Genomic DNA, 22,615 nt, shown 5'->3' with positions numbered 1-22,615 from the left:
ACCCTCAACCAACCTTTGGTTGGTATTCGCTTTGTCCTTTTAGCAAGGCAAATACCACTCGAGCAAGCTTGCGGGCCAGCATTACCAGCACCTGAGTGGTGCTGTAACCCCGCGCCCGTTGCGCTTGATAAAACTCCTTCCATGCAGCCGTTCGGCTAGCTGCCATCGCTGCGTTGTGCAAAAGACGCCGAGCTTCTGAGTCGCCACGTTTGCTCAAGCTACGACGATTATCTTTCTGTCCTGACTTAGAAACGCGTAAATCCATGCCCAAGAAGGCGATGAAAGCGTCTGCGTTTCTAAAATCACCTCGTTGAAAGCTAGTAACCAAGCGGGCTCCAGTCAAAAAACCGATACCTTCAACTTTCAAGCAACGCTTTAGCTGATCCGACAGTCCAGCTTCTTTCAGGCGATCACCGATCATCTTTTCAATCAGGCCTTCTAGCTTTTGCATCGACTTCACCTGCTCGGTAAAAGAGGCCTTCAGTAACGGCTCATTCGCCCAGCTTTGAGTCAGGCTGACGCGTGCCTGGACCAGCGCCGCCCGGCGGCGGAAAAGACTCAAAAGCTGGCGATACAGAGGAGATGGCGGCGTCCAGGGACGAAGTTCATCGGCTTCGTTTTTTAAATAGCGAGCGAGCAATTTGGCATCCTGGGCGTCGGTTTTAGCCCGGATATTCACACCTTTACGATAATGGCTGAGCTCATATCCACCCACCATGTAGATCACGCAGCCAGCTTCATAGGCGAGATCAGCGAACTCCAAGTGATAGATGTTGGTAGCTTCAATCGCAACTGCCACGGTGCCCGGTAGGGCCTTCAGCCATTTTTTAATGGCGGTTTTGTTGTTCGGGATTACTTCCAGCAGATCGAGTTCGGCGTGGTAAATCACCAGCTCATTTTTAGCAACATCGACGCCAACGATCGGCTTTGAGACAGGAACTGGCATTGCCATGGGACTTCCTCCGGGCTATGGTTTTGAGCACTTGAAGGGCTCACCCAGAGGCGCAGGCTTGTTCCTATCGTCGGTCATAGCCAGATGCATTCTTTATCGGCGCTTGGGTGAAAGGAGGAGGGGCGAAATCTCCCACGGTCTGTACTGCGCCAACAGTCAGAATCGGGCTTTGTCCCTCCTCCTCCCTTCAAGTCCTAGCATACAAGCGGGCTTACTCGCGAAAGCGGTGGATCAGGCGCGACATGTGTTGACTGACACACCGCTTTCGCGAGCAAGCCCGCTCCCACATTTTTGATCGTGTTTCGTCAGCAGTCAGGTCACCAGTTGGTTGATTTCGATGATCGGCAGCAGCACGGCCATGACGATGACCAACACCACGGCGCCCATCACCACGATCATCAGTGGCTCAAGCAACGCCGTCATGCCCATCGCCCGACGCTCGATATCCCGCGACAGGGTTTGCGCCGCGCGTTCGAGCATCGGCGGCAGCGAGCCGGTTTTTTCGCCGCTGGCGATCAGGTGGATCAGCACGGGCGGAAAGACCTTTTCCACCGCCAGCGCAGGAGCCAGGTTGACGCCCTCGCGCACCTTGGCCGTCGCGTCGCTGACACACTGGCTCAGGCGGTCGTTGGACAAGGTCTGGCGCGCCGCTTCCAGGGCGCGCAACAACGGCACGCCCGCCCCGCCGAGAATCGCCAGGGTCGAGGCAAACCGCGCGGTGTTGAGGCCCAGTACAAAACGCCCGATCAACGGCAGGCGCAACACCCGGCTGTGCCAGCTCAACCGTGCCACGGGGTTGCGCAGGTACAGGCGCCAGCTCCAGAAACCACCCACGATCCCGGCAAAACACAGCCAGCCCCAGGCGCGGATAAAGTCACTCGCATTGAGCATCGCCAACGTCAGCCCCGGCAGGTCCTGGCGAGCCTGGGAAAACGCACTGACCACCTGCGGCACCACGTAGCTGAGCAGGAAAATCACAATGCCGATGGACACCAGCCCCACCACGCCCGGGTAGATAAACGCCGTGAGGATCTTGCCCCGCAGGTTATTGCGCTCCTCGATGTAGTCGGCGAGGCGCTCCATGACCTGGGCCAGGTCGCCGGACTCCTCCCCCGCCGCGATCAGCGCCCGATAGATCGACGGAAAGTCCCGGGGCCGCGCGGCCAACGCATCGGCCAGGCGCATGCCGCTGCGCACATCGGCGCGCACCGCGCTCAAGGTCTGGGCAATGTGTTTTTTCTCGGCTTGCTCCACCGTGGCGCTCAACGCGGCCTCCAGTGGCAGGCTCGCACCGAGCAGGCTCGCCAGCTGGCGCGTGGCCCAGGCCAGGTCATTGTCCGAGAGTTTGGCGCTGAACCGGCCGCCACCGCCGGCACGCTCGTTGTTGTTCTCGACCTGCACCCGCAAGGCCGTCAGGCCACGGCTGCGCAGGTGGGCAAACGCGCCGCTCTGGCTGTCTGCCTCAAGGTGCCCGGACTCCAGCTTGCCGCTGGCGTCGGCGGCTTCGTAGCGGTATCGGTTCATCAGGCGTCCCGTGTTACGCGCAGGATTTCTTCGGGGGCGGTGGCGCCGCTGCGTACCCAGCGTTCGCCATCTTCACGCATGCTGAACATGCCGGCCCGGCGTGCGGCGGCTTTCAAGGCCTGCTCGCCGGCGCCCTGGTGGATCAGCCCGCGCAGCTCGTCGTCGATGCAGAACAATTCATGGATACCGGTACGCCCGCTGTAACCGATCTGGTTGCACTGCGCGCACCCGACAGGCCGCCAGGTGCCGGGCGCGGCCGGGTCTTCCTGCTTGCAGTGCGGGCACAGCCGACGCACCAGGCGCTGGGCCAATACGCCGAGCAGTGACGAGGCCAGCAGGAACGGTTCGACGCCCATGTCGATCAAGCGGTTGACCGCCGAGACGGCGTCGTTGGTGTGCAGGGTGGCGAGCACCAAGTGGCCCGTGAGCGAGGCCTGGACGGCAATTTGTGCGGTCTCCAGGTCGCGGATTTCGCCGATCATGATGATGTCCGGATCCTGGCGCAGGATTGCCCGCAGGGCCAGGGCGAAGGTCATGTCGATCTTGGCGTTGACCTGGATCTGGCTGATGCCCGGCAGGTCGTATTCCACCGGGTCTTCGACGGTCAGGATATTGCTGGTGCTCGCATCCAGCCGGGCCAGGGCGGCGTAGAGGCTGGTGGTCTTGCCGCTGCCGGTGGGACCGGTGACCAGCACGATGCCGTGGGGTTGGCGGATCAGGGTGTCGAGTTTGGCCAGGACGGCGGGGTCCATGCCGAGGGTTTCCAGCTGCAGGCGGCCGGCTTGTTTGTCCAGCAGGCGCATCACTACGCGCTCGCCATGGCCGGTGGGCACGGTGGAGACGCGGATATCAATGGGGCGACCGGCCACGCGCAGGGCAATGCGGCCGTCCTGGGGCAGGCGTTTTTCGGCGATATCGAGTTGGGCCATGATCTTGATGCGTGAGACCAAGGCGCCGTGCAGGGCCTTGCGCGGGGACACCACGTCACGCAGCGTGCCGTCGACGCGGTAGCGCACCACGGAGTGGGTTTCGTAGGGTTCGATGTGGATGTCGCTGGCTTCGTCGCGGGCGGCCTGGGTGAGCAAGGCGTTGATCATGCGGATCACCGGGGCGCCGTCCTGGGTGTCGAGCAGGTCGGTGATTTCGGGGATGTCTTGCATGAGGCGGTCGAGGTCGACTTCGTTTTCGGCGGCGCCCACGACGGCGGCGGCGCTGCCGGTGTCGGCGTAGGCAGTGGCCAGGAGGCCGTCGAGTTCGTCGTCGCGCACCTGGATCAGGTGGGTTTGGCCGAACTGGCGGTAGACCTCGCTGATGGACCAGCCGGGGGTCGAGGGGCAGATGGTCAGCGTCGGGCCCTGGGTTCCCGGGTGAAGGAGGATACGTTGGGATTTGGCCCAGGCGTAAGGCAGGAGGCTCATGCTTTTGGGCTTCGTTTGGTTGAGTACATATCCATTCCTTCGGTTACGGCTTGTATTGGTTCCGCTCTTACAGCGGCTCACTTTTGAACAGCGCAAAAGTAAGCAAAACGCTCTTGCCCCACCACTCGGTGCCTCGCTTAGGCTCGGAGTGCCCTCACTCCGGCTTTGGACCGTGGGCCGCCGTCATGGGCCATCCTTGGCCCAGGACGGCTAACCCGGCGTCCTGCCGGGTTACCCACGCTCCAAAGCCTGCGTTCGGCCAGCGTGGTTTAACGGGGCGCCCAAGATCAAAATCAAGATCAAAAGCAAGAGCACAGCGGCCTACCGGCCGGCTTGAGTGTTAAAAGCAAAATCAAAAGCTAAAGCGGGCACGGTCCACTGTAGGAGCTGGCTTGCCGGCGATGGCATCAACTGGGTGTACCTGATGCACCGAGGTGTCTGCATCGCCGGCAAGCCAGCTCCTACAAAAAAGCAGCTCTGCTTTCCCTCTGGTTTTTGATTTGGCTTTTAACACTCAGGTCGGCTTTCAGGCCGCCGTGCTCTTGCTTTTGATTTTGATCTGCAGGCCCCGTCAACCACGATGGCCGCAAGCAGGCACGGTGGAGCGGGTAAACCGGCAAGGATGCCGGTTTAGCCGCGCCGGGCCATGGATGGCCCGTCGCGGCGGCCCGCGGAACCGGGCCGGAGTGCGGGCATGCCGAGCCTAGGCGAGGCACCGAGTGGTGGGGCAAAGACCTTTTGGTTACTTTTGGGGCGTTTGCCAAAAGTGACCCGCTGTAAGAGCGGAACCATAGGTGGCCGTTACCGCAGCAACGGATATGCCCCCCATCCAAACCCCAAATCACCGCGGCACCGCCCGAATCACCGCCCTAACCCCCTGCCCCCCGGGAATCGCCTTATCCACCGAAGGCAACTGCGGCGCCTGCACATCCGGCATCGCCCAACTATGCTCCGGCTGCAACCCACCCTGGGCCCTGCGCATAAACTCATAGCGATTCAGCGTAATACTGCGCCCCGCCCCACCGTCACGAATAATGTAGGGCCGCAAAAACACCATCAAATTAGTCTTCGTCACACTGCGCTTTTCATTCCTGAACAGCGCCCCCAACCCCGGAATATCCGACAACCAGGGCACCGCGTCATTGCTCTGGCTATACCCATCCTGCAACAGCCCGCCAAGTACCATGATCTGCCCGTCATCCAGCAAAATACTCGTATCAATCGCCCGCTTGTTCGTCACCGTCCCGGCATCCACCGAAGCCCGCGTGTCGACGCTGCTGACCTCCTGATAAATATCCAGCTTCACCGTCCCCCCCTCGGAAATCTGCGGCCGCACGTTCAGCTTCAGCCCCACTTCCTCGCGCTGCACCGTCTGGAACGGGTTATTGCTCGTGCCGCCGCCGCCCGTCACATAACTGCCGGTGACAAACGGAATCGTCTGCCCCACAAAAATACTCGCCGCCTCGTTATCCAGGGTCAGCAGGTTCGGCGTCGACAACACATTGGTCCCGCCCTTGCTCTTCAATGCCCGGGCCAGCACCTTGAGGTCCAGCACCTTGCCAATCCCCGGAATGTCCACCGAGCCATTCACCAGCCCGATGTTCAAACCCTTGGGCAACACATCAATGCTGGTCTTGCTGGTGGGGGTTCCATTCAAGCCGCTGCCCCCCAGGTTCACCCCACCAAAGCCACCCTTCCCGCCCAGGTTGCCCGCCTGCCACTGCACCCCGAACTCGCTGGCATCGTCCTCGCCCACTTCGACGATCAAACTCTCGATCACCACCTGGGCGCGACGCTGGTCAAGCATGTCGATCACCTCCCGCAGGTTGCGATACAGCGGGTCCGGCGCCGAGATCAGCAAGGTGTTGGTGGTGGCGTCCGCCTGGATCGTCACGCCACCGGCGCTGAACGCGGTGTTCTGGTCGGTAGGGGAAGAGGCTCCGGTGCTGCTGGTGTCCTGCCCGTAACCACTGGGCTGGACAGTGCCGCTGCCGGTGGGAGTGCCGCTGCTGTTCTGGGTACTGCCCTGGCCACCCTGGGTGTTGCCGCCCATGCTGCTCAACTTGCCGCGGGCATTGTCACTGGAACCGGTGTCGCTCTCGCCGGTCAGCAAGCCCCGCAGCGACTGCGCCAACTTGCCGGCCTGGGCGTTGCGCAGGTACACCACGTGCATATTGCTCGGGTTGCTCTGGGCGTTGTCGAGCTTGTAGATCAGGTTGCGCGCCAGTTCCGTGCGCTCCGGGCTGCCGGCGCGGATGATGATGGAGTTGGAGCGCGGGTCGCCGATCACGTTGATCTTCTGGGTCTGGTCGGCGCCCTGGGTTTCGAGGAGTTCCGAGACCATGGCGGCGATGTCCACGGCGATGCCGTTCTGCACCTTCACCACGTCGGTGTCGATGGCGCTCGGGGTGTCGATGCCGTCGATGATCTGTGCCACCCGCGCCAGGTTTTCCGCGTAGTCGGTGATCACGATACTGTTGTTGCCGGGGTAGGCGTTGATCGGGTTGTTCGGCGACACGATGGGGCGCAGTACCGGGATCAGGTTCACCGCGTTTTCGTATTGCAGGCGGAAGGTGCGGGTCTGCATGCCCTGCCCGCCCGGGTTGGCGCCGCTGTAGATCGGCCCGCCCAGCAGCTTGGCGTCCGCCTCCGGCACCACCTGGGCCACGCCGCCTACGTCGACCACGCTGAAGCCCTGCATACGCAGCGCCGCCAGCAGCATGTCGTAGGCCTGGTGCGCCGGTACCTGGCCTTCGCTGACCAACGTGAGGTTGCCTTTGACACGCGGGTCCACCAGGAATTGCTGGCCGGTGGCGCGAGACAAGGCGCGCACCACCGCCTGGATATCGGCGTCGACGAAGTTCAGTTGTACCGGTTGATCACCCAGCGGGTTGCGCGCCCTGGCCGGTGCGGCGCCATGGCTGCGGGCGCTGTTGGTCACCGGGTGTTGCACCCGGGGTGGCGGCACGGTTTCGCGCTGGCGGTCCAGTGGTGTGTCGCCGCTGCGCCGGGTGTCGGCCAGGGGTTGGCCAAGCTCGCTGTCCACCAGCAACGGCGCGGAGGATTGGGGGTTGCTGCACGCTCCCAGCGCCAACAAGAGCAAAGGGGCGACCTTGCGATAAGGCGCAGCGTTGGGTAATGACCACTTCATGAAGCTTCCTTAGCGCCAGGCGCCTGATCCATGCGAACGGTCCCGGACAAAGTGCCGGCCGAGTTTGAAGGGGTGGCCTCGCCTGCGCGTTGCAGGCGGGCCGCAGAGACTTCCAGGGAGAACGGCCGGGGGTTGGCCAGCAGCCAGTCGATCACCGCGTCCGCCGGGGCGTCGTCGAAGGTCAGGCGCCAGCTGCCGGTGTCCTGCGGCTGCAATTGATAGCGGCCCTGCAGCCCGGCGTTGTCGAGGGACTGGTGCAAGGCGGTTTCCAGGTCACTGCTGCGCGGGGCTGGGGCGACGCCTTGCAGCAGCACCTGCAAGGCCTCGGCCTGGCTGCGCAGTTTCGGGGTTTCGGCTTGCCAGTAGTCGATTTTCTTCAGCGGTGGCTGGATCAACAGCAACCAGGTCAGCAGGCCCGCCAGCACCAGGCCGGCACCCACCAACAGACGTTTTTCACGCATGGCCAGGCCGTTCCAGAACACCTGGGCCTGGCTGCGCAGAAGCTGCCAACGCTTATTCATCTTCGGCCTCATCGTCTGCATCGGCTTCAACGCGCTCGGTAAGCGGGCCGACTGTCCAGCCCTGGTCGTCGCGACTGGCGCTGAACCCGGCCTGGGCCAGCAGCGCCTGCGCGTCAGCGGCCAGCGCCGGGGTCCGGGCGTCCGGCAGCAGGCTCAGCTGCAGGCGGCCTTGCTCGTAGCTCAAGCTCTCGACGCTGCCCGCCATGGACGGCAGGCTGCTGCCCGCCAGCGCCAGCAAGCCGGTAAAGCGCTGCCCAGGTTCGGCCGCCGCGCCGCTCTGGCGTGCGGCCAGTTGCTGACGGGCTTGTTGCAGCGGGTTGAGAATCACCGGCAGTTCGGGGAAGGCCTGACGTACTTGCTGGCTCATCTGCGCCTTGAGGCGTTGGCCTTCGTCGACCTGGCGGGCGGCGTAGAGGTTCAGGCCCAGGGCCCAGATGGCGACCGCCAGCGCCGTGCAGGCCGCCGCCCTGCCCCAGCCACCGGTTGCCGCCTGCTGGAGCCGACCGTGCAAACCCCAGCCCGGCGCGGTACCGCTCCAACGGGCATCGTCGGCCACATGGAGCACATCGACACCAGTGGCGAGCAGATCATCCAGCGCCTGCTGCCCCAGAGGGTGTACCGCGCCCTGCTGCAGGCTATGGCGCAGTAGCAAATGCCCGTCGCAGAAGGTCGCGCTCGCTGGCCCGCTGACCGGCAACGCGTAGGGCGCCGGGTACAGGCCACGCACTTTGATTTTCAGCTGGGTCGTTATCCGGCCCAGGTGCTCAAGGCTGCTTTTGGGCAACCAGCCGACCTGCACCAGGCCGCTGCTGTCACGTGGACCGTGGGCCACATGCATCAACTCCAGCGGGCCGAGGATCAATGCCTGGGCCGCACAGGTCACTGCATCGTCGACCTTGGCGGAGGGCAATTGCGGCAGCTCCAGGCTGGTCAGCAAGCTGTCCCGTGGATGCAGAAAACACTCCGCCTGGGTATTCGCCCATTGCGCCATGCGGCCCTCGCCCTGCTGGCTGACCTGCCCGGCGCGGTCCAGCCAGGCGAACTGCACCTGGCTCTCGGTGGTGAGTTCATCCAGCGGCGGCAAGCCGATGCGCAAACGCTTCATACGCCCACCCGCGACCAGATCACCTGGGGCTGACGGTCTTCGGGGCGATACAGCAACGCCTCCAGCGTGACCCGACGCTGCTCGCGGCGCGCCTGGCCGTGCACGCGAAACCACTCGCTGGTGATCCCCACCTGCACCGTGTCCACCGCGACTTGTGGCATGCGCAACCGGTTGACGAAATCCCCGCGATTGACAAACCAGCGCCCGCCGTCGCGCTCGGCCACCAGTGCCTGGGCCTGGGACAGGCTGAGCCCCGGCACCACGCTGCTGAGTACCTCGGCGCTGGCGGTATTGCCGTTGACCCAGGTATTGCCGGGCAGCACGCTGACATAGCTCGCCATGCGCCGCAGTTGGCGCGGGTCGAGGCCTTCGATACCGCTGAGGTCGGTGAGGCTGCGCAACATCGGGTACTTGGCCGGGATCAATGGCGCAGCGGCACCGGGCGAGGTATCCCGGCTGCTGTTGAAGCCGCCGGTAAGTGAGGCGCCGAGCTCGCGCTGGTCGTATGAGTCGATCACTCGCCGGCTGATGCGGCGACTCACGGCCGGCTCGATGCCGATCAACTGGCACAGGCGTTCGAAGCTCTGCAATTGCCCGGCGTCCGGGTGTTGTTGGGTCACCAGATTGCGCAGGTTGAACTTGCCCTGCTCATCCTCAATCCGCCCCTCGAAAGCACCGCCGAGGGGCCGTGCCCACGGTTGATCGAGCCGGGTCAACACGTCCTGGCGGCGCGCGTCCCACAGGAGCTGGCGACTGGTTTCCAGACCGCCATTCAACAACCATTGGCCCTGGATACGCAGTTGTTCAGCTTCCAGGCTTCGGGTGAACACGGTTTGCCGGGTGAGCATGGCGCCGGCAATCACCGCGACCACGGCCGCGATCAGCAAGGCGCTGATAATCGCCATGCCGCGCTGCTTCGCCGCTGTAGGCGAATGGCTGTTCATCGCCGGCCTTACAACTGCCAGGAGCCGATATCGGCGTTCACGCCGTCACCATCAGGTTTCCCGTCGGCGCCGAGGGAGAACACATCCACTTCGCCGTTGGCCCCTGGGTTGAGGTAGTGATACGGGTTGCCCCACGGGTCGTTGGGCAAGCGTTCGAGGTAGGCGCGCCAGTTGCTGTTTTTCGCATCGGCCGGGCGTTCCACCAGCACCTTCAAGCCCTGGTTCATGCTGGGATACGAGCCGTGGTCGAGGCGGTAGAGTTTCAGGGCCTGCATCAGCCCACCAATGTCCTGCCGGGCCGCTGTGGCCCGCGCCTGGTCGGGGCGGTCGAGCACCTTGGGCACCACCAGCGCCGCCAGAATCCCCAGGATCACCACGACCACCATGATCTCGATCAGGGTGAAACCGCGCTGCCTGCGCGCTGACGTGAAGTGTGCGATATCCATGTCGACATTCCTTGGCTTGAGTGCATTTCGTGGCGCAGTGTTGCAAGAACACATGTCAGTCATGTTGAAAATCCTCGGGAGCTTTGGTCGCCAATCGGTCAACTCCCGGGGCTAGTCTGCGGGCCTGTTTCCCGGTTTTGAGTACGCCATGGGCGGGCCCCGCAACGAGCAAGGTTTCACCCTGATTGAAGTGTTGGTGGCACTGGCGATCATCGCCGTGGCCATGGCGGCGGCGGTACGCGTGGCCGGGCTGATGACCACCAGCAACGGCCTGCTGCGGGACAAGTCGATGGCGCTGCTGGCAGCCCAGGGGCGGATGGCGGAACTGCGCCTGGAAGGTCGGGTGAGCACCGGGCGCAAGACGTTCGACTGCGACCAGGGCCGGCTGAAACTGCGTTGCGAACAGACCATCAGCAACGGGCCGGATGGGCGCCTGTTCCAGGTCAGCGTGCAGGTGCTGGACGCCACCCGTGAAGCGCCCCCCCTGGCACGCCTGGAGACACTGCTGGGGCGCCCGCCGGTGAAGCGCCCGGTTACTGCCGAATGAGGCTTGGCAACGCCGGCCCGTCGGGCAACTTGTCGAGGGGCACGCGAATTTTTTCCGCGCCGCGCTCGATCTCCACGCTATCGCCTTCAATGGCCGTCAGCCGCACGCCGGGGCTCAGGCGTTCACCCAACAAAAAGCTGCGGGGCGGGCCGTCGTTGAGACTGAGGATCGCCACCGCCCCACGCGCCCCGGCAAGCACCCCGGAGACCCTGATCTGCATCACCGCCGGGGTATTGGAAAACCATTGCACGGCGGGGTTGTCACTGCGAGCCGCCAACGCCTGGGGCGCGGCCTGCGGGGTGTGGGACTCGGCCGACGTGAGCAACGGCGGCGTCCAGGTCGCAACCCCTGCCAGCGCCGCCAGCAACGCCAAGGCCTGGACGCCATGGGCGGGTGAAAAACGATGGATGAATGCCATGGGCGGGACCTCCTGTTTGTCCGTCGCCTCAGGCTACAGGGCAATTCACACCTTTTTATTTCAGCGATTGATCAGGGAGCAAAAAATGAAACAGCAGGGCTTCACGTTGATCGAGTTGATGGTGGTGCTGGTGATCATCGGCATCGCCAGTGCGGCCATCAGCCTGAGCATCAAGCCTGATCCGCTGCACCTGCTGCGCAAGGACGCGGAACGCTTGAGCCAGTTGCTGCAGGTGGCCCAGGCCGAGGCGCGTGCCGATGGCCGGGCGATTACCTGGAAAGCCGATGCCAAGGGATTTCGCTTCAGCCGCGTGACCGATGATGGGCTGGGAGTGGAGAACTTCAGCGGCGATCAGCAACTGCGTCCGCGGGCCTGGGACAGTGCGTCGATGCAGGTGCGCATCGAGCCTGGGAAAACATTGGTGCTGGATGCTGAATGGGTGAACCCGCCCATGCGGGTGGTGCTGTCGGATGGGCAATACAGCCTGAGCCTGCAACGGGATGCGGCGGGGTTGTTGCGGGTGGTGAGTCATGAGTGACCAGAAGGGTTTTACGCTGATCGAGGTGATGGTGGCGATCATGTTGATGGCGGTGGTCAGTGTGATTGCCTGGCGCGGGTTGGACAGCGTGACCCGGGCTGATCAGCATTTGCAGGCCAGCAGTGAGCAGACTGAGGTGTTGTTGCGGGCGCTGAACCAGATGCAGCTGGATGTGAGCTTGCGCGCGGGGGTTGAGTTGGGGCCGCCGATTGGCGAAGACGCGCCGAAGCCTGGCGGGTTGGCGGCGGTGTCGGTGAGGAGTTCGGACAGCAAGGGGTTTCGGCTGGAGGTGATCCGGAGTGCGCCGGTTCCTGGGGATGGGTTGCAGCGGGTGCGGTGGTGGCTCAAGGGCGACACGCTGTACCGGGCAGCTGCACCGGCGCGGGATCGGTATCCGCTGCCGGCGCCCAGGGATGCGGTGGCGGTGCTTGGGCAGGTCAGGGATTTGCAGGTGCGGGTTTGGGACAAGGGGTGGCGGCAGTTGAGTGGGAATCGGCAGGAGGAACCGCTGGGGATCGAGGTGGTTCTGGTGCGGGAGACGGGCCAGGGGGTGGAGCGGTATCGGCAGGTTTTGGGGCCCTTGCGGTAGGGCTTTTTGGGGTGGTGTACATATCCGTTATTTTTGTTATGGCTGATATGGGTTCCGCTCACTTTCGAAAAGCCGGAATGCCGGCCCAGCCAAAAGTAAGCAAAACGCTCTTGCCCCACCACTCGGCTCCTCGCTTAGGCTTGAGTGTTGAAGAGCAAAATCAAAAGCTAAAGCGGGCACGGTCCAAATGTGGGAGCGGGCTTGCTCGCGAAGGTCGTTAACGATGACGCGGGCATTCTGGATGAACGCGGCGCTCTCAGGTTTTTCGCGAGCAAGCCCGCTCCCACAGAAAAGCAGATCTGTTTTCGCTCTGGTCGTTACCCCAATAACGGATATGCACACCGATCTAACTCAACAAAACAACACCGCCAGGCAACTCCGTACACTTGGCCCCATACGCATCGCGAATCAAAAGCGCCACCCCCGCCAACTGATGCAGACTAAACCGCGCCTGCACCCGCCGCTTGCCCAACTGCGCATTCATCAGCAGCAACATCCCCGGCCGATAGCGATTGATCTCATCCACCACCGTCGCCAGCGTCGCATTATCAAACACCAGCACCTGCTCCCGCCAAGCCACCACAGCCTGCACGTCCACCGCCACCGGCTCACCCACACCGCTGGCGTCATAAGTCAGCTGCCGCCCACCCTCAAGCCGAACCGTACGCCCCCCAACACCCACCAACAGCGCCCCATCAATACACGTCACACACACACTGTGATCCGTATTGCGCACATTGAACCGCGCCCGAGCCGCACTCAACCACCCTCCACCCGCCTGAACCTGAAGCGGCATCGCAGCATCGGCCAGCACCTCGACCTCCCCCTCCAACAACTCAATCCCACCCTCACGCCGGCTGATCCGCGTCTGCGTATTGAGCTCCAGCCGAACCCCATCACCCAACTCCACCCGCCGCTGCTCCCCGACCTCGGTGCGGTAATCCGCCGTCAACCCGGCAAACCCACCCGGCACCGTCACCCGCACCATCAACACCGCCGCCGACGCCGCAATCGCCCCGCCCAAAAACGCCCGCCGCCCAAAATGCCGCGGCCGGGAAAACTGCTCGGCGGCGGGAGCCAATTGCTGCCACAACACCTTGGCCTGCTCGAACGCCCGGGCATGCTCCGGGCTCTGGGCGCACCACTGGCGCAACGCCTTGGCATCAGCAACGGTGGCCCGGCCCGACGTCAGCAGCACCAGCCAGTCACGCGCTTCATCGTGCAGGGGGCTGTCGGGCGCAGCACGGGCAGCGGAGAGGTTAAAAATGTTCAAGCGCGCAGGTACTCAACGGATTATCAGGGACTCAATCACTAAGACGGTTTTCCGGCCCCGGGACCGAACCGCTGGATCACTTTTCTTTCAAGGCGCTGCGCACAGTGGCCCAGCCCCGCCTTGATTTCCTTTTCGACCATGCGCGTGGAAATCCCGAAACGCCTGGAGATTTCCAGGTGTGGCGCCTCTTCCAGACGTGCAGCGATAAGGATCTGGCGCCGCCGCGCCGGCAGTTCGTAGAGGGCCTTGAGCAAAGACTGGATTTCCCGCTGGCCACCCACCACCCGCGACGGGTCCTGGGCTTCATCGACGGTCTGCAGCAGCTCTTCGACTTCGCTGCCGGTCAACAGTCGCGCATCCGCCTGGCGTCGGTCAGCGGCGATGTTCAGCGCCATTCGATACAGGTAGGCATTGGGTTGCGCCAAGTTCGGCGGCATGTCCATGCGGTCGACCCGCAGGTAGGTCTCGTGCAGCACGTCGTTGGCCAGGTCCTCGGACCCGAGGCGCTTGCGCAGGCGTACCTTGAAGTCCTCGTAGGACGCCAGGAACAGGCTGACCATCATGCTGTGGCCGGTATCTTTCATGCCCCGGAAACTCCTTCCCCTGCTGTGCATTCCATGCGTGTTCCTGTTGAATCGGGCATCAAAAGTAAGGTCACCGGCAAGCGCAGCGAACTGGGCGCCGGACGTTCGACCCGGGTAGCGCCCAGGCCGCGTACCAGCGCTTCGTCACGCTGCAGGTCACCGGTGGAGCTGACCAGGCGGCTGTGTTCGATCACCCCGTCACCGTTGACCCACACCTGCACCAGCGCCCGGAAACTGCCGGGGCGGGTCAGCGGCGAACGGCACAAACTGCGTTCGATCGCCTGCTGCAAGGCCGCGGCATAGCTGTTGTTGATCCGTGCTGCATGCCCTGCCTTCAGCCCCCGCGTCGTGGCCGGCTGGCTGACCTCGGGGACTTGCAGGGTGAACGCATCGCTGCGGGCATAACGCGCCATCAGGCCACTCCCTGTCAGCAGCAGGCCCAGGGCTTGCTGCGCACTGTAGCGGCCATGCACGCCGATGGAGCGCCGGCCCCGGGTCAACTCGCGGTCCACCAGCACCGCCATGCCGGTGGCATGGCTGAACGCCTGCAGGGCGCTATCCAGGTTCTGCGCGGGCAGGTCCAGGGTCACTTCGGCGCGCACGGTCTGCGCCAGCCCCAACAGCAGAGCCAGGCAGCAGCCCGCGCGCCTCCAAGCCCCCCTGCTCAGCATCGCAACACGTCCGACATAGCCTACAAAACCGTCATCCTGAGGCCAGTTTATGAACCTGATGTTACGGTGCCAGCAAAAAAAACATCACGGTGACGGGCAGCCCGCTGCACTACACTTTCGAGCCATACCGGCCCATTTCCCAGGGCTCGCCAGGAGGCACCGATGAACCTGTTCCCGTCCCTCGCCAGCCTGTTGCTGTGTGCTGCCCTGCCGCTGATGGCCCACGCCGAAGGAACGCCGAATGGCTGCATCGAGGTCAACGTGGATGGGTACAAGGCGCCGGACTATGGCTGCCTGAGCCAGCAGATGGGCAACCACCCGGACGCCGCCAAGGCCACGCAAAAGAACCAGCAAGCGCAACAGGTGCCCATCGACAAACGCAAGCCGAACCAGATCGGGCTCTCTACGCCCGCAGCGACCAGTGTGCGCATGGGCAATACGTTCGGTACTTCGGTGAAACCCCAGCGGCCTTGATCGCCGCTTGTCCCCCCCTGCCCGCCCAGTGCAAAAAAAGCCATTGTGTTATCGCGATTGCCGATGTTATGTTTCTAACAGACATCAAAATCATGAAACATGAGTAACATCAATGACCGGCCTGCGCGAAAACGTCATGGATAAAAACAGCTTCCAGCGCACGCTGGAACAGCAGTTCCCGACGCTGACGCCCACCGGCAAGCGCATCGCGACCTACCTGCTGGGCAACCTGCAACAGCTGCCGTTCGAAACCGCCGACAGCATCGCCCAGCAAGCCGGCACCACCGGGATTTCAGTGGGGCGTTTCTTGCGAACCCTGGGTTATCGCAACCTCGATGACGTCAAGCAAGGCCTGCGCGGCGACCCGCAAGCCTCCTGGCTGATCACCGACCGCCTGGGTGCGTTTCGCCAGGAGAACGATCAGGAAGACGCCCTCGACCGTTCCCTCAACCGCGAGATCGAAGCCATTCAGCATGTATACGGCCTGGCCCGCAGCCAGGGTTTCGCCGATATCGTGCAGCACATCGTGGACGCCGACGCCGTGTTCATCCTCGGCATCCAGTCCACCCGGGGCATCCTCAATGCGTTCCACAGCCACCTGGAATACATCCGTCCCAAGGTCTATTACGTCGATGGCCTGTCGGGGATCTACGCCGAGACCCTGAACTCCGGCTTTGAAAAACCCTACGCCATCACAGCGGACTTCCGCGCCTATTCCAGCATCACGCCCACGTTCTGCGAGACCGCGAACGCCCAGGGTCTACCCTTGGCGCTGATCACTGACTTGCAATGCCCCTGGGCCCGGGACTACGACCTGGACCTGCTGCAACTGAAAACCGATGTCGGCCAGTTCTGGGACTCCATGGCGCCCCTGACGTGCCTGTTCAACCTGATGGTGTCTGCCGTCGCTGACCGCTACGGCGAGCGACTGGATACACGCCTGGCAAAAAACCGCGCCCTGCAACAGGCCTTCGGCCAGTTCGAATCCTGACCCTGGAAAGGAAATCTTTGAGTGAAAACCAGCCCATTGGTAGAAATCGCCCCACCGGAATACCCGGTACAGGTCGACCTGATCTACGCCAGTGCCGACAACCTCGCAGGCACCGTGATCTACCGCAACACCCGCTGCCTGCTGCACACCGAAGCGGCGGCCTGCCTGCGCAAGGCGAGCCTGTTGGCACGCCAGGCCGGCATGACCCTGCTGATCTACGACGCCTATCGCCCTGCCTACGCCCAGCAACTGTTGTGGCAGGCCCTGCCCAACCCGGACTACGTGCGCGACCCACGCCTGGGCTCGCACCACACCCGCGGTGTGGCCGTCGACCTGACACTGATTGATGAACACGGCACCCCCCTGGACATGGGCACGGCGTTTGATGCCATGGAGCCCAAGTCCCACCAGTTCTACCCCGACCTGCCGCCGCAGGTGCAGCGCAACCGCCTGCTGTTGTTGGGCATCATGCTTGGCGCCGGCTTCAAGGCGATTGCCACCGAGTGGTGGCATTACGAATTGCCGGATGCCGAACTTTTCCCACTAATTGAGGAGTCATACTGATCCCAAGGACCGTACCATCACAATAATTAGCAGCACCCTTTAGCTCCAACTGCCCGGTTATAGATTTCATAAAAATAAACCAACCCGCTTTTTCCTCTAAATAATCAAGGAAACCGGCATGACCCCAAGCAACCGCAAGACCCTCGCACTCTCCCTGCTGTGCGCCGCCCTGAGCCTGGGCGCGTGGCAATCGGCAAGTGCCGCCGCCCCCAAAGACACCCTGATGATCGGCAAGGCCGCCGACCCGCAAACCCTCGACCCGGCCGTGACCATCGACAACAATGATTGGGCGGTGACGTACCCGGCGTACCAGAAGCTGGTGGCCTACAAAGTCGAAAACGGCAAGGGCAGCACCGAGGTCAAGGGCGACCTGGCCGACAGCTGGACCACCTCGGCCGACGGCCTGGTGTGGGACTTCAAACTCAAGCCCGGCAACAAGTTCGATGATGGCGCCGAGGTCGACGCCAATGCGGTGAAGTTCTCCTTCGACCGCGTGATGCAGCTCAAGCAAGGCCCGTCGGGCGCGTTCCCGGATGACATGAAAGTCACCGTGGTCGACCCGCTCACCGTGCGCTTCACCCTGGCCAAGCCCTACGCGCCCTTCCTTTACACCCTCGCCCACAACGGCGCCGGCATCATCAACCCGGACGTGGTGAAACAGGGCGACGTCAACGCCTACCTCTCCACCCACACCGCCGGCTCCGGCGCCTTTCGCCTGAGCAACTGGCAGAAAGGCCAGAGCCTGACCCTGGAACCCAACACCTACTACGCCGGCACCAAGCCCGCGCTGAACAAGGTGGTGATCAAGATCATCAGCGAAGCCTCGGTACGCCGCCTGCAACTGGAACGCGGTGACCTGGACATCGCCGAAGACATGCCCCAGGACCAGCTCACCAACCTGGCCAAAAAGAAAGACGTGGTGATCAAGGAGTTCCCGTCGCTGCGGGTGACCTACCTGTACCTGAACAACCAGAAAGCCCCGCTGAACAACCAGAATGCGCGCCAGGCAATCGTTGATGCGGTGGACTACAAAGGCATTGTCGACGGCATCCTCAAGGGCCAGGCCAAGTTGATGAACGGGCCGATTCCTGCCGGCATGTGGGCCAATGACCCGAGCCTGCCCTTGATGAAACAGGACCTGGACAGCGCGGGCGCGAACCTGAAGAAACTCCCGGAAAAAATCACCAACCTGAATTACATGTACTCCGACAAGGACCCGGACTGGGAATCCATCGGCCTGACCCTGCAAGCCAGCCTGGCGCCGCTGGGGATCAACCTGAAGATGGAAAAACTGGCCAACGCCACCATGCGCGAGCGCCTGGGCAAGGGTGACTTCGACGTGTCCATCGGCTCGTGGGCACCGGACTTCTCCGACCCCTACATGTACATGAACTTCTGGTTCGACTCCTCCCTGCAAGGCCTGCCGGGCAACCGTTCGTTCTACAGCAACCCGGTGGTGGACAAGCTGATTCGTGATGCGGCGGCCAACAACGACACGGCCAAGCGCACCGAGCTTTATCAGGAAGCCCAGAAGATCGTGCTCAAGGACAGCGTGTACGCCTACCTCTATCAGAAGAACTACACCCTGCCGATGCGTGATTCGGTGAAGGGTTATGTGTTCCATCCGATGCTGGAGCAGGTGTTCAACGTGGCTGAGATCAGTAAGTAACACGCGATCAAATGTGGGAGCGGGCTTGCTCGCGAAAGCGGTGTATCAGTTACCCGATGTATGACTGACCCACCGTATTCGCGAGCAAGCCCGCTCCCACACTGGACCTGCTGTGTTTTCCAGGCTGTATTCCTGATCCAAATGTCTCGCGTTACCGAGGAGCCCTCATGGCCTTCCTGAATATGTTGCGCAAACGCCTGTTCGGCCTGATTTTGGTCGTCGTCGGCGTTTCGCTGATTACCTTTTGCATCTCCCACCTGATCCCGGGAGACCCGGCGCGCCTGATTGCCGGCGACCGGGCCAGCGACGCCATTGTCGAGAACATCCGCCATCAACTGGGCCTCGACCTGCCGCTGTACCAGCAATACGGCCGCTACATGAGCGACCTGCTGCACGGCGACCTCGGCACCTCGATCCGCACCAGCCGCCCGGTGCTGGAAGACCTGAAAGCGTTCTTCCCCGCGACCCTCGAACTGGCGGTCGCCGCCCTGCTGCTCTCGGTACTGGTGGGCGTACCGCTGGGGGTGCTGTCAGCGGTGTATCACAACCGCGCCATCGACCAGATCGCCCGAACGCTGGCGGTTACCGGCATTTCCACGCCGGCCTTCTGGCTCGGCCTGGGCCTGATCGTGTTGTTCTACGGCCAGCTCGGCTGGCTGCCCGGCAGCGGGCGGCTGGATGAAGGCCTCGAACCACCGCGCACCATCACCGGGTTCTACCTGATCGACTCGCTGCTGGCCGGCGATATCCCGCTGTTCCTGAATGCCCTGGAACACCTGATCCTGCCCGCCGTCACCCTGGGTTTCGTCAACCTCGGCGTGGTCGCCCGGCAGATTCGTTCGGCGATGCTCGACCAGTTGGGCGAGGACTACATCCGTACCGCCCGCGCCTACGGCCTGTCGCGCTGGGCGGTGATCCTGCGCCACGCCTTGCCCAACGCGCTGATCCCGTCGATCACCGTGCTCGGCCTGACCCTCGGCGACCTGCTGTACGGCGCGGTGCTGACCGAAACCGTGTTCGCCTGGCCGGGCATGGGTGCCTATGTGGTGAAGTCGATCCAGTCCCTGGATTTCCCGGCGGTGATGGGCTTCGCGATCCTGGTGTCGTTTATTTATGTACTGCTGAACATGCTGATCGACCTGCTCTACCGGGTGGTCGACCCGCGCATCGGCGAGGTGAATTGAAATGACCGCTCCCCTGACCATGCCCGTACCGGTGCCCCTGGAACAGCGCCCCACCTGGCGTGCGCGAATGGAGTACCTGGGCTATCAAATACGCCGCAGCCCGCTGACCATCGCCGGCCTGACCATCACCTTGATCGTGCTGATCTGCATGGCCTTCGCCCCCTGGTTGGCGAGCCATGACCCCAATGCCCTGAACCTGGCGCAACGCCTGGCCGAGCCCTCCGCCGAACATTGGTTCGGCACCGATGAAGTCGGCCGCGACCTGTTCAGCCGGGTGCTGTACGGCAGCCGCCAGTCGGTGGGCGTGGGCCTGTTCGTGGCGTTTTCGTCCTGCCTGGTGGGCGGGCTGCTGGGCTGCCTGTCGGGGATCATCGGCGGGCGTTTCGACAGCCTGATCATGCGCCTGATGGACATCATGCTGTCGGTGCCGTCCCTGGTGCTGATCATGGCCCTGGCCGCCGCACTGGGCCCGAGCCTGTTCAATGCGATGCTGGCAATCACCGTGGTGCGCATCCCGTTCTACGTGCGCCTGGCCCGGGGCCAGGCCCTGAGCATTCGGCAGATGGGCTACGTCAAGGCATCCCAGACCTTCGGCGCCGGGCGCTGGCACATCGTGTCGTGGCACGTGGGCCGCAATGCGATGCCGCCGTTGCTGGTGCAACTGAGCCTGGACATCGGCAGCGCGATCCTGATGGCCTCGGCCCTGGGTTTCATCGGCCTGGGTGCACAACAGCCCACCGCCGAATGGGGCGCGATGGTTGCCACCGGGCGCAATTTCATTCTCGACAACTGGTGGTACTCGACCTTTCCGGGGCTGGCGATCCTGGTCACCGCGACCGGCTTCAACCTGCTGGGTGACGGTGTTCGTGACCTGCTCGACCCACGGCAACAGGGGAAATGACCATGTCCAGTCCGGCAGTGCTTGCCATCGACAACCTGAGCCTGGAATTCCCGGCTTACCGCAACAACGTCCAGGCACTCAACGGCGTGTCGTTGCACGTCAACCCCGGCGAAGTCGTCGGCGTAGTCGGTGAATCCGGCTCCGGCAAGTCCGTGACCGCGATGCTCAGCCTGCGCCTGCTGCCGGAACGCAGTTACCGGATCACCGCCGGCAGCTTGCAGATGCTCGGCCGCGACATGCTCGGTGCCAGCGAGAAGGAGCTGCTGCAGATTCGCGGGCGTGACGCGGCGATGATCTTCCAGGAGCCGATGACCGCGCTGAACCCGACCCGGCGCATTGGCCGGCAGATGCTCGATGTGATCATCCACCACCAGCGCCTGAGCAAGGCCGCCGCCCGTGCCAAGGCCATCGCCCTGCTCCGGGACATGCACATCGCCGACCCCGAGCAAGTGCTCGACAGCTACCCCTTCGAACTCTCCGGCGGCATGCGCCAGCGGGTGATGATCGCCCTGGCATTTTCCTGCGACCCTCAGTTGCTGATCGCCGACGAGCCCACCACTGCCCTCGACGTCACCGTGCAACGCCAGGTGCTGTTGCTGCTGCGGGAAAAAGCCCGGGAACGCGGCACCGCGATCCTGCTGATCACCCACGACATGGCTGTGGTCTCGCAGTTCTGCGACCGGGTGTATGTGATGTACACCGGCGCCGTGGTGGAAGAAGGCCCCACCGCCCAGGTGATGAGCGACCCGCGCCACCCCTACACCCAAGGGTTACTCAGCGGCTTGCCGGAACAGGTGAAACCCGGCGACGACCTGCTGACCATCCCCGGCCAGGTGCCCAACCTTGCCGCCCTGCCCTCAGGCTGCACCTTTCGCGAACGCTGCCCCCAGGCCATGAGCCAATGCATCGAGCGCCCGCGCCTGGACCTGATCAACCCTGCCGGCACCCGCAAAAGTGCGTGCTGGCTGACTGCCGGGGAGTCGGTGCAATGACCGTGTCTCAAGATTCACTGCTGGCTTTGCGGGATGTACGGGTCAAGTTCCCGGTAAAAACCGACTGGCTGGGCCGCCCGCGCGGTTATGCCCACGCCCTCAACGGCATCGACTTGCAGGTGCGCCGTGGGGAAACCCTGGGGATTGTCGGCGAGTCCGGCTGTGGTAAAAGCACCCTCGCCCAGTTGCTGATGGGCCTGGTCAAGCCCAGTGACGGTGAAGTGGACTGGGTCTACGAAAGTGCCCGGGAACGCCACCGGCATGTGCAGATCGTATTCCAGGACCCGCAATCGTCCCTCGACCCGCGCCTGCCCATCTGGAAAATCATTACCGAGCCGCTGTTCGCCCTTGGCGACACGCCCAAGAGTGAAATGCGCACCATCGCCGCCAAGGTCGCCGCGCAGGTAGGCATTCGTGCCGAATACCTGGACCGTTACCCTCACCAGTTTTCCGGTGGCCAGCGCCAACGGATCGCCATCGCCCGCGCGCTGGCGTCCAACCCGAGCATCCTGGTGCTGGACGAGCCGACCTCGGCCCTGGATATCTCGGTGCAGGCGCAAATCCTCAACCTGCTGGCCGAGCTGCAACGGCGGCTGGGGCTGACCTACATCCTGATCTCCCACAACGTTTCGGTGGTGCGGCACATGGCCGACCGGGTGGCGGTGATGTACCTGGGGCAGATCGTGGAACTGGGGTGTGCCGAGCAAGTGCTGGAGCAGCCGAAGCATCCGTACACCCAGCTGTTGCTGGAGGCGGTGCCCAAGCTGGGGGTGGCGCTGGACGACGCGTATGTCAGTGCACCGACAGAGCTGCCGGGGAACCGGGTGTTGCCGGGGGGGTGTTTCTTTCTCGACCGCTGCCCGAGGCGTACACAAGGCTGTGAGCGGCCGCAGCGGTTGACGGGTGGGATGAGTCAGCAGGTGCGGTGTCACCTGGAACATCCGTGAGGCGTCCTTAACGAAATTTTCATGATTGCGCGGCTATGATCCGCCACCTCGTTGGGGAGTAGCCTGCTTCGGATTCTCGAAGCGTTCGTATCAACATTCTCGGCAACATGCCGTGGTGCGAACACCATTTTGGTTGGTGAGACCAGCGACACATCCATGCCTGAAGTCGGGCGTGTGGTTGTGTCGTTGACTCATACAGCCCGACTGGAAGC

23 protein-coding genes and 1 riboswitch are annotated in these 22,615 nt (G+C 63.3%); of the genes, 11 read left to right on the top strand and 12 right to left on the bottom strand.

Features of this window, described 5'->3' with window-relative positions; all coding sequences use genetic code 11:
• Nucleotides 1-4 precede the first annotated feature (4 nt).
• The 8 genes from C0058_RS12940 to gspG all read right to left on the bottom strand — a co-directional run bounded on the left by C0058_RS12940 (nucleotide 5) and on the right by gspG (nucleotide 10,061).
• Nucleotides 5-946, bottom strand: coding sequence for an IS110 family transposase (locus C0058_RS12940; RefSeq protein WP_371316509.1), 942 nt, complete (start codon nucleotides 944-946; stop codon nucleotides 5-7).
• Between the two features lie 318 nt (nucleotides 947-1,264).
• Complete coding sequence (gspF, locus tag C0058_RS12935) at nucleotides 1,265-2,476, bottom strand: type II secretion system inner membrane protein GspF (RefSeq protein WP_008432563.1); 1,212 nt, start codon at nucleotides 2,474-2,476, stop codon at nucleotides 1,265-1,267.
• Nucleotides 2,476-3,894: a type II secretion system ATPase GspE gene (gspE, locus tag C0058_RS12930; protein WP_008432561.1), complete on the bottom strand. Its 1,419-nt coding sequence runs from the start codon at nucleotides 3,892-3,894 to the stop codon at nucleotides 2,476-2,478. Before gspE ends, gspF begins: the two co-directional genes overlap by 1 nt.
• A gap of 841 nt (nucleotides 3,895-4,735) precedes the next feature.
• Entirely contained in the window at nucleotides 4,736-7,045 is a 2,310-nt protein-coding gene (gene gspD, locus C0058_RS12920) for a type II secretion system secretin GspD (protein ID WP_003218652.1), read from the bottom strand.
• The gene (gene gspM, locus C0058_RS12915; RefSeq protein ID WP_003218654.1) at nucleotides 7,042-7,566 is read right to left on the bottom strand and encodes a type II secretion system protein GspM; all 525 of its coding nucleotides are present in this window, start codon (nucleotides 7,564-7,566) and stop codon (nucleotides 7,042-7,044) included. The genes gspD and gspM overlap by 4 nt, the downstream gene beginning before the upstream one ends.
• On the bottom strand, nucleotides 7,559-8,671 hold the full coding sequence (gene gspL, locus C0058_RS12910) for a type II secretion system protein GspL (RefSeq protein ID WP_102368736.1): 1,113 nt from the start codon (nucleotides 8,669-8,671) through the stop codon (nucleotides 7,559-7,561). Before gspL ends, gspM begins: the two co-directional genes overlap by 8 nt.
• Nucleotides 8,668-9,615, bottom strand: coding sequence for a type II secretion system minor pseudopilin GspK (gene gspK, locus C0058_RS12905; RefSeq protein WP_158660285.1), 948 nt, complete (start codon nucleotides 9,613-9,615; stop codon nucleotides 8,668-8,670). Before gspK ends, gspL begins: the two co-directional genes overlap by 4 nt.
• Nucleotides 9,616-9,623: 8 nt before the next feature.
• Complete coding sequence (gene gspG, locus C0058_RS12900; RefSeq protein ID WP_003218660.1) at nucleotides 9,624-10,061, bottom strand: type II secretion system major pseudopilin GspG; 438 nt, start codon at nucleotides 10,059-10,061, stop codon at nucleotides 9,624-9,626.
• 148 nt (nucleotides 10,062-10,209) lie between these two features.
• On the opposite strand from gspG, the gene gspI reads away from it, so the two are divergent.
• The gene (gene gspI, locus C0058_RS12895; RefSeq protein WP_008431408.1) at nucleotides 10,210-10,608 is read left to right on the top strand and encodes a type II secretion system minor pseudopilin GspI; all 399 of its coding nucleotides are present in this window, start codon (nucleotides 10,210-10,212) and stop codon (nucleotides 10,606-10,608) included.
• On the opposite strand, the gene C0058_RS12890 is transcribed toward gspI, so the two are convergent.
• Nucleotides 10,595-11,026 carry a type II secretion system protein N gene (locus C0058_RS12890; protein ID WP_102368735.1) on the bottom strand — a complete coding sequence of 144 codons (432 nt, stop codon included), beginning with the start codon at nucleotides 11,024-11,026 and terminating at the stop codon, nucleotides 10,595-10,597. The genes gspI and C0058_RS12890 overlap by 14 nt on opposite strands.
• Nucleotides 11,027-11,111: 85 nt before the next feature.
• On the opposite strand from C0058_RS12890, the gene gspH reads away from it, so the two are divergent.
• Both gspH and C0058_RS12880 read left to right on the top strand, forming a co-directional pair.
• A complete protein-coding gene (gene gspH, locus C0058_RS12885) occupies nucleotides 11,112-11,564 on the top strand; it encodes a type II secretion system minor pseudopilin GspH (RefSeq protein ID WP_102368734.1) in 453 nt (150 codons plus the stop codon).
• The gene (locus C0058_RS12880; RefSeq protein ID WP_087695372.1) at nucleotides 11,557-12,153 is read left to right on the top strand and encodes a type II secretion system protein GspJ; all 597 of its coding nucleotides are present in this window, start codon (nucleotides 11,557-11,559) and stop codon (nucleotides 12,151-12,153) included. The genes gspH and C0058_RS12880 overlap by 8 nt, the downstream gene beginning before the upstream one ends.
• Nucleotides 12,154-12,499: 346 nt before the next feature.
• Here C0058_RS12880 and C0058_RS12870 read toward each other — a convergent pair whose 3' ends face one another.
• Genes C0058_RS12870 through C0058_RS12860 form a run of 3 tightly spaced genes read right to left on the bottom strand, consistent with a single transcriptional unit; the run spans nucleotide 12,500 to nucleotide 14,681 of the window.
• Entirely contained in the window at nucleotides 12,500-13,426 is a 927-nt protein-coding gene (locus C0058_RS12870) for a DUF4880 domain-containing protein (RefSeq protein WP_008431412.1), read from the bottom strand.
• A 38-nt stretch (nucleotides 13,427-13,464) separates the two neighbouring features.
• Nucleotides 13,465-14,010: an RNA polymerase sigma factor gene (locus tag C0058_RS12865; RefSeq protein ID WP_008431413.1), complete on the bottom strand. Its 546-nt coding sequence runs from the start codon at nucleotides 14,008-14,010 to the stop codon at nucleotides 13,465-13,467.
• A complete protein-coding gene (locus C0058_RS12860; protein ID WP_087694899.1) occupies nucleotides 14,007-14,681 on the bottom strand; it encodes a secretin and TonB N-terminal domain-containing protein in 675 nt (224 codons plus the stop codon). The genes C0058_RS12865 and C0058_RS12860 overlap by 4 nt, the downstream gene beginning before the upstream one ends.
• A gap of 162 nt (nucleotides 14,682-14,843) precedes the next feature.
• Here C0058_RS12860 and C0058_RS12855 point away from each other — a divergent pair, with 162 nt between their 5' ends.
• The 8 genes from C0058_RS12855 to C0058_RS12820 all read left to right on the top strand — a co-directional run bounded on the left by C0058_RS12855 (nucleotide 14,844) and on the right by C0058_RS12820 (nucleotide 22,403).
• On the top strand, nucleotides 14,844-15,155 hold the full coding sequence (locus tag C0058_RS12855; protein ID WP_102368732.1) for a hypothetical protein: 312 nt from the start codon (nucleotides 14,844-14,846) through the stop codon (nucleotides 15,153-15,155).
• 136 nt (nucleotides 15,156-15,291) lie between these two features.
• Entirely contained in the window at nucleotides 15,292-16,146 is an 855-nt protein-coding gene (locus C0058_RS12850; RefSeq protein ID WP_102370248.1) for a MurR/RpiR family transcriptional regulator, read from the top strand.
• Between the two features lie 21 nt (nucleotides 16,147-16,167).
• The gene (ddpX, locus tag C0058_RS12845) at nucleotides 16,168-16,710 is read left to right on the top strand and encodes a D-alanyl-D-alanine dipeptidase (RefSeq protein ID WP_003220129.1); all 543 of its coding nucleotides are present in this window, start codon (nucleotides 16,168-16,170) and stop codon (nucleotides 16,708-16,710) included.
• A gap of 118 nt (nucleotides 16,711-16,828) precedes the next feature.
• On the top strand, nucleotides 16,829-18,379 hold the full coding sequence (locus C0058_RS12840) for an ABC transporter substrate-binding protein (RefSeq protein WP_008431417.1): 1,551 nt from the start codon (nucleotides 16,829-16,831) through the stop codon (nucleotides 18,377-18,379).
• Between the two features lie 167 nt (nucleotides 18,380-18,546).
• Complete coding sequence (locus C0058_RS12835) at nucleotides 18,547-19,563, top strand: ABC transporter permease (protein ID WP_008431420.1); 1,017 nt, start codon at nucleotides 18,547-18,549, stop codon at nucleotides 19,561-19,563.
• A gap of 19 nt (nucleotides 19,564-19,582) precedes the next feature.
• On the top strand, nucleotides 19,583-20,464 hold the full coding sequence (gene ddpC, locus C0058_RS12830; protein ID WP_032868129.1) for a D,D-dipeptide ABC transporter permease: 882 nt from the start codon (nucleotides 19,583-19,585) through the stop codon (nucleotides 20,462-20,464).
• A complete protein-coding gene (locus C0058_RS12825) occupies nucleotides 20,461-21,456 on the top strand; it encodes an ABC transporter ATP-binding protein (protein WP_032898749.1) in 996 nt (331 codons plus the stop codon). The genes ddpC and C0058_RS12825 overlap by 4 nt, the downstream gene beginning before the upstream one ends.
• A complete protein-coding gene (locus tag C0058_RS12820; RefSeq protein WP_003220120.1) occupies nucleotides 21,453-22,403 on the top strand; it encodes an oligopeptide/dipeptide ABC transporter ATP-binding protein in 951 nt (316 codons plus the stop codon). The genes C0058_RS12825 and C0058_RS12820 overlap by 4 nt, the downstream gene beginning before the upstream one ends.
• Before the next feature lie 41 nt (nucleotides 22,404-22,444).
• A riboswitch (yybP-ykoY riboswitch) is annotated at nucleotides 22,445-22,611 on the top strand.
• Nucleotides 22,612-22,615: the final 4 nt, after the last annotated feature.

Origin of the sequence: Pseudomonas sp. NC02 (assembly GCF_002874965.1) — a bacterium.
Taxonomy (GTDB): domain Bacteria; phylum Pseudomonadota; class Gammaproteobacteria; order Pseudomonadales; family Pseudomonadaceae; genus Aquipseudomonas.
Note: the sequence above shows the minus strand (reverse complement) of the source record. Positions and strands in the feature narration are given on the sequence as shown.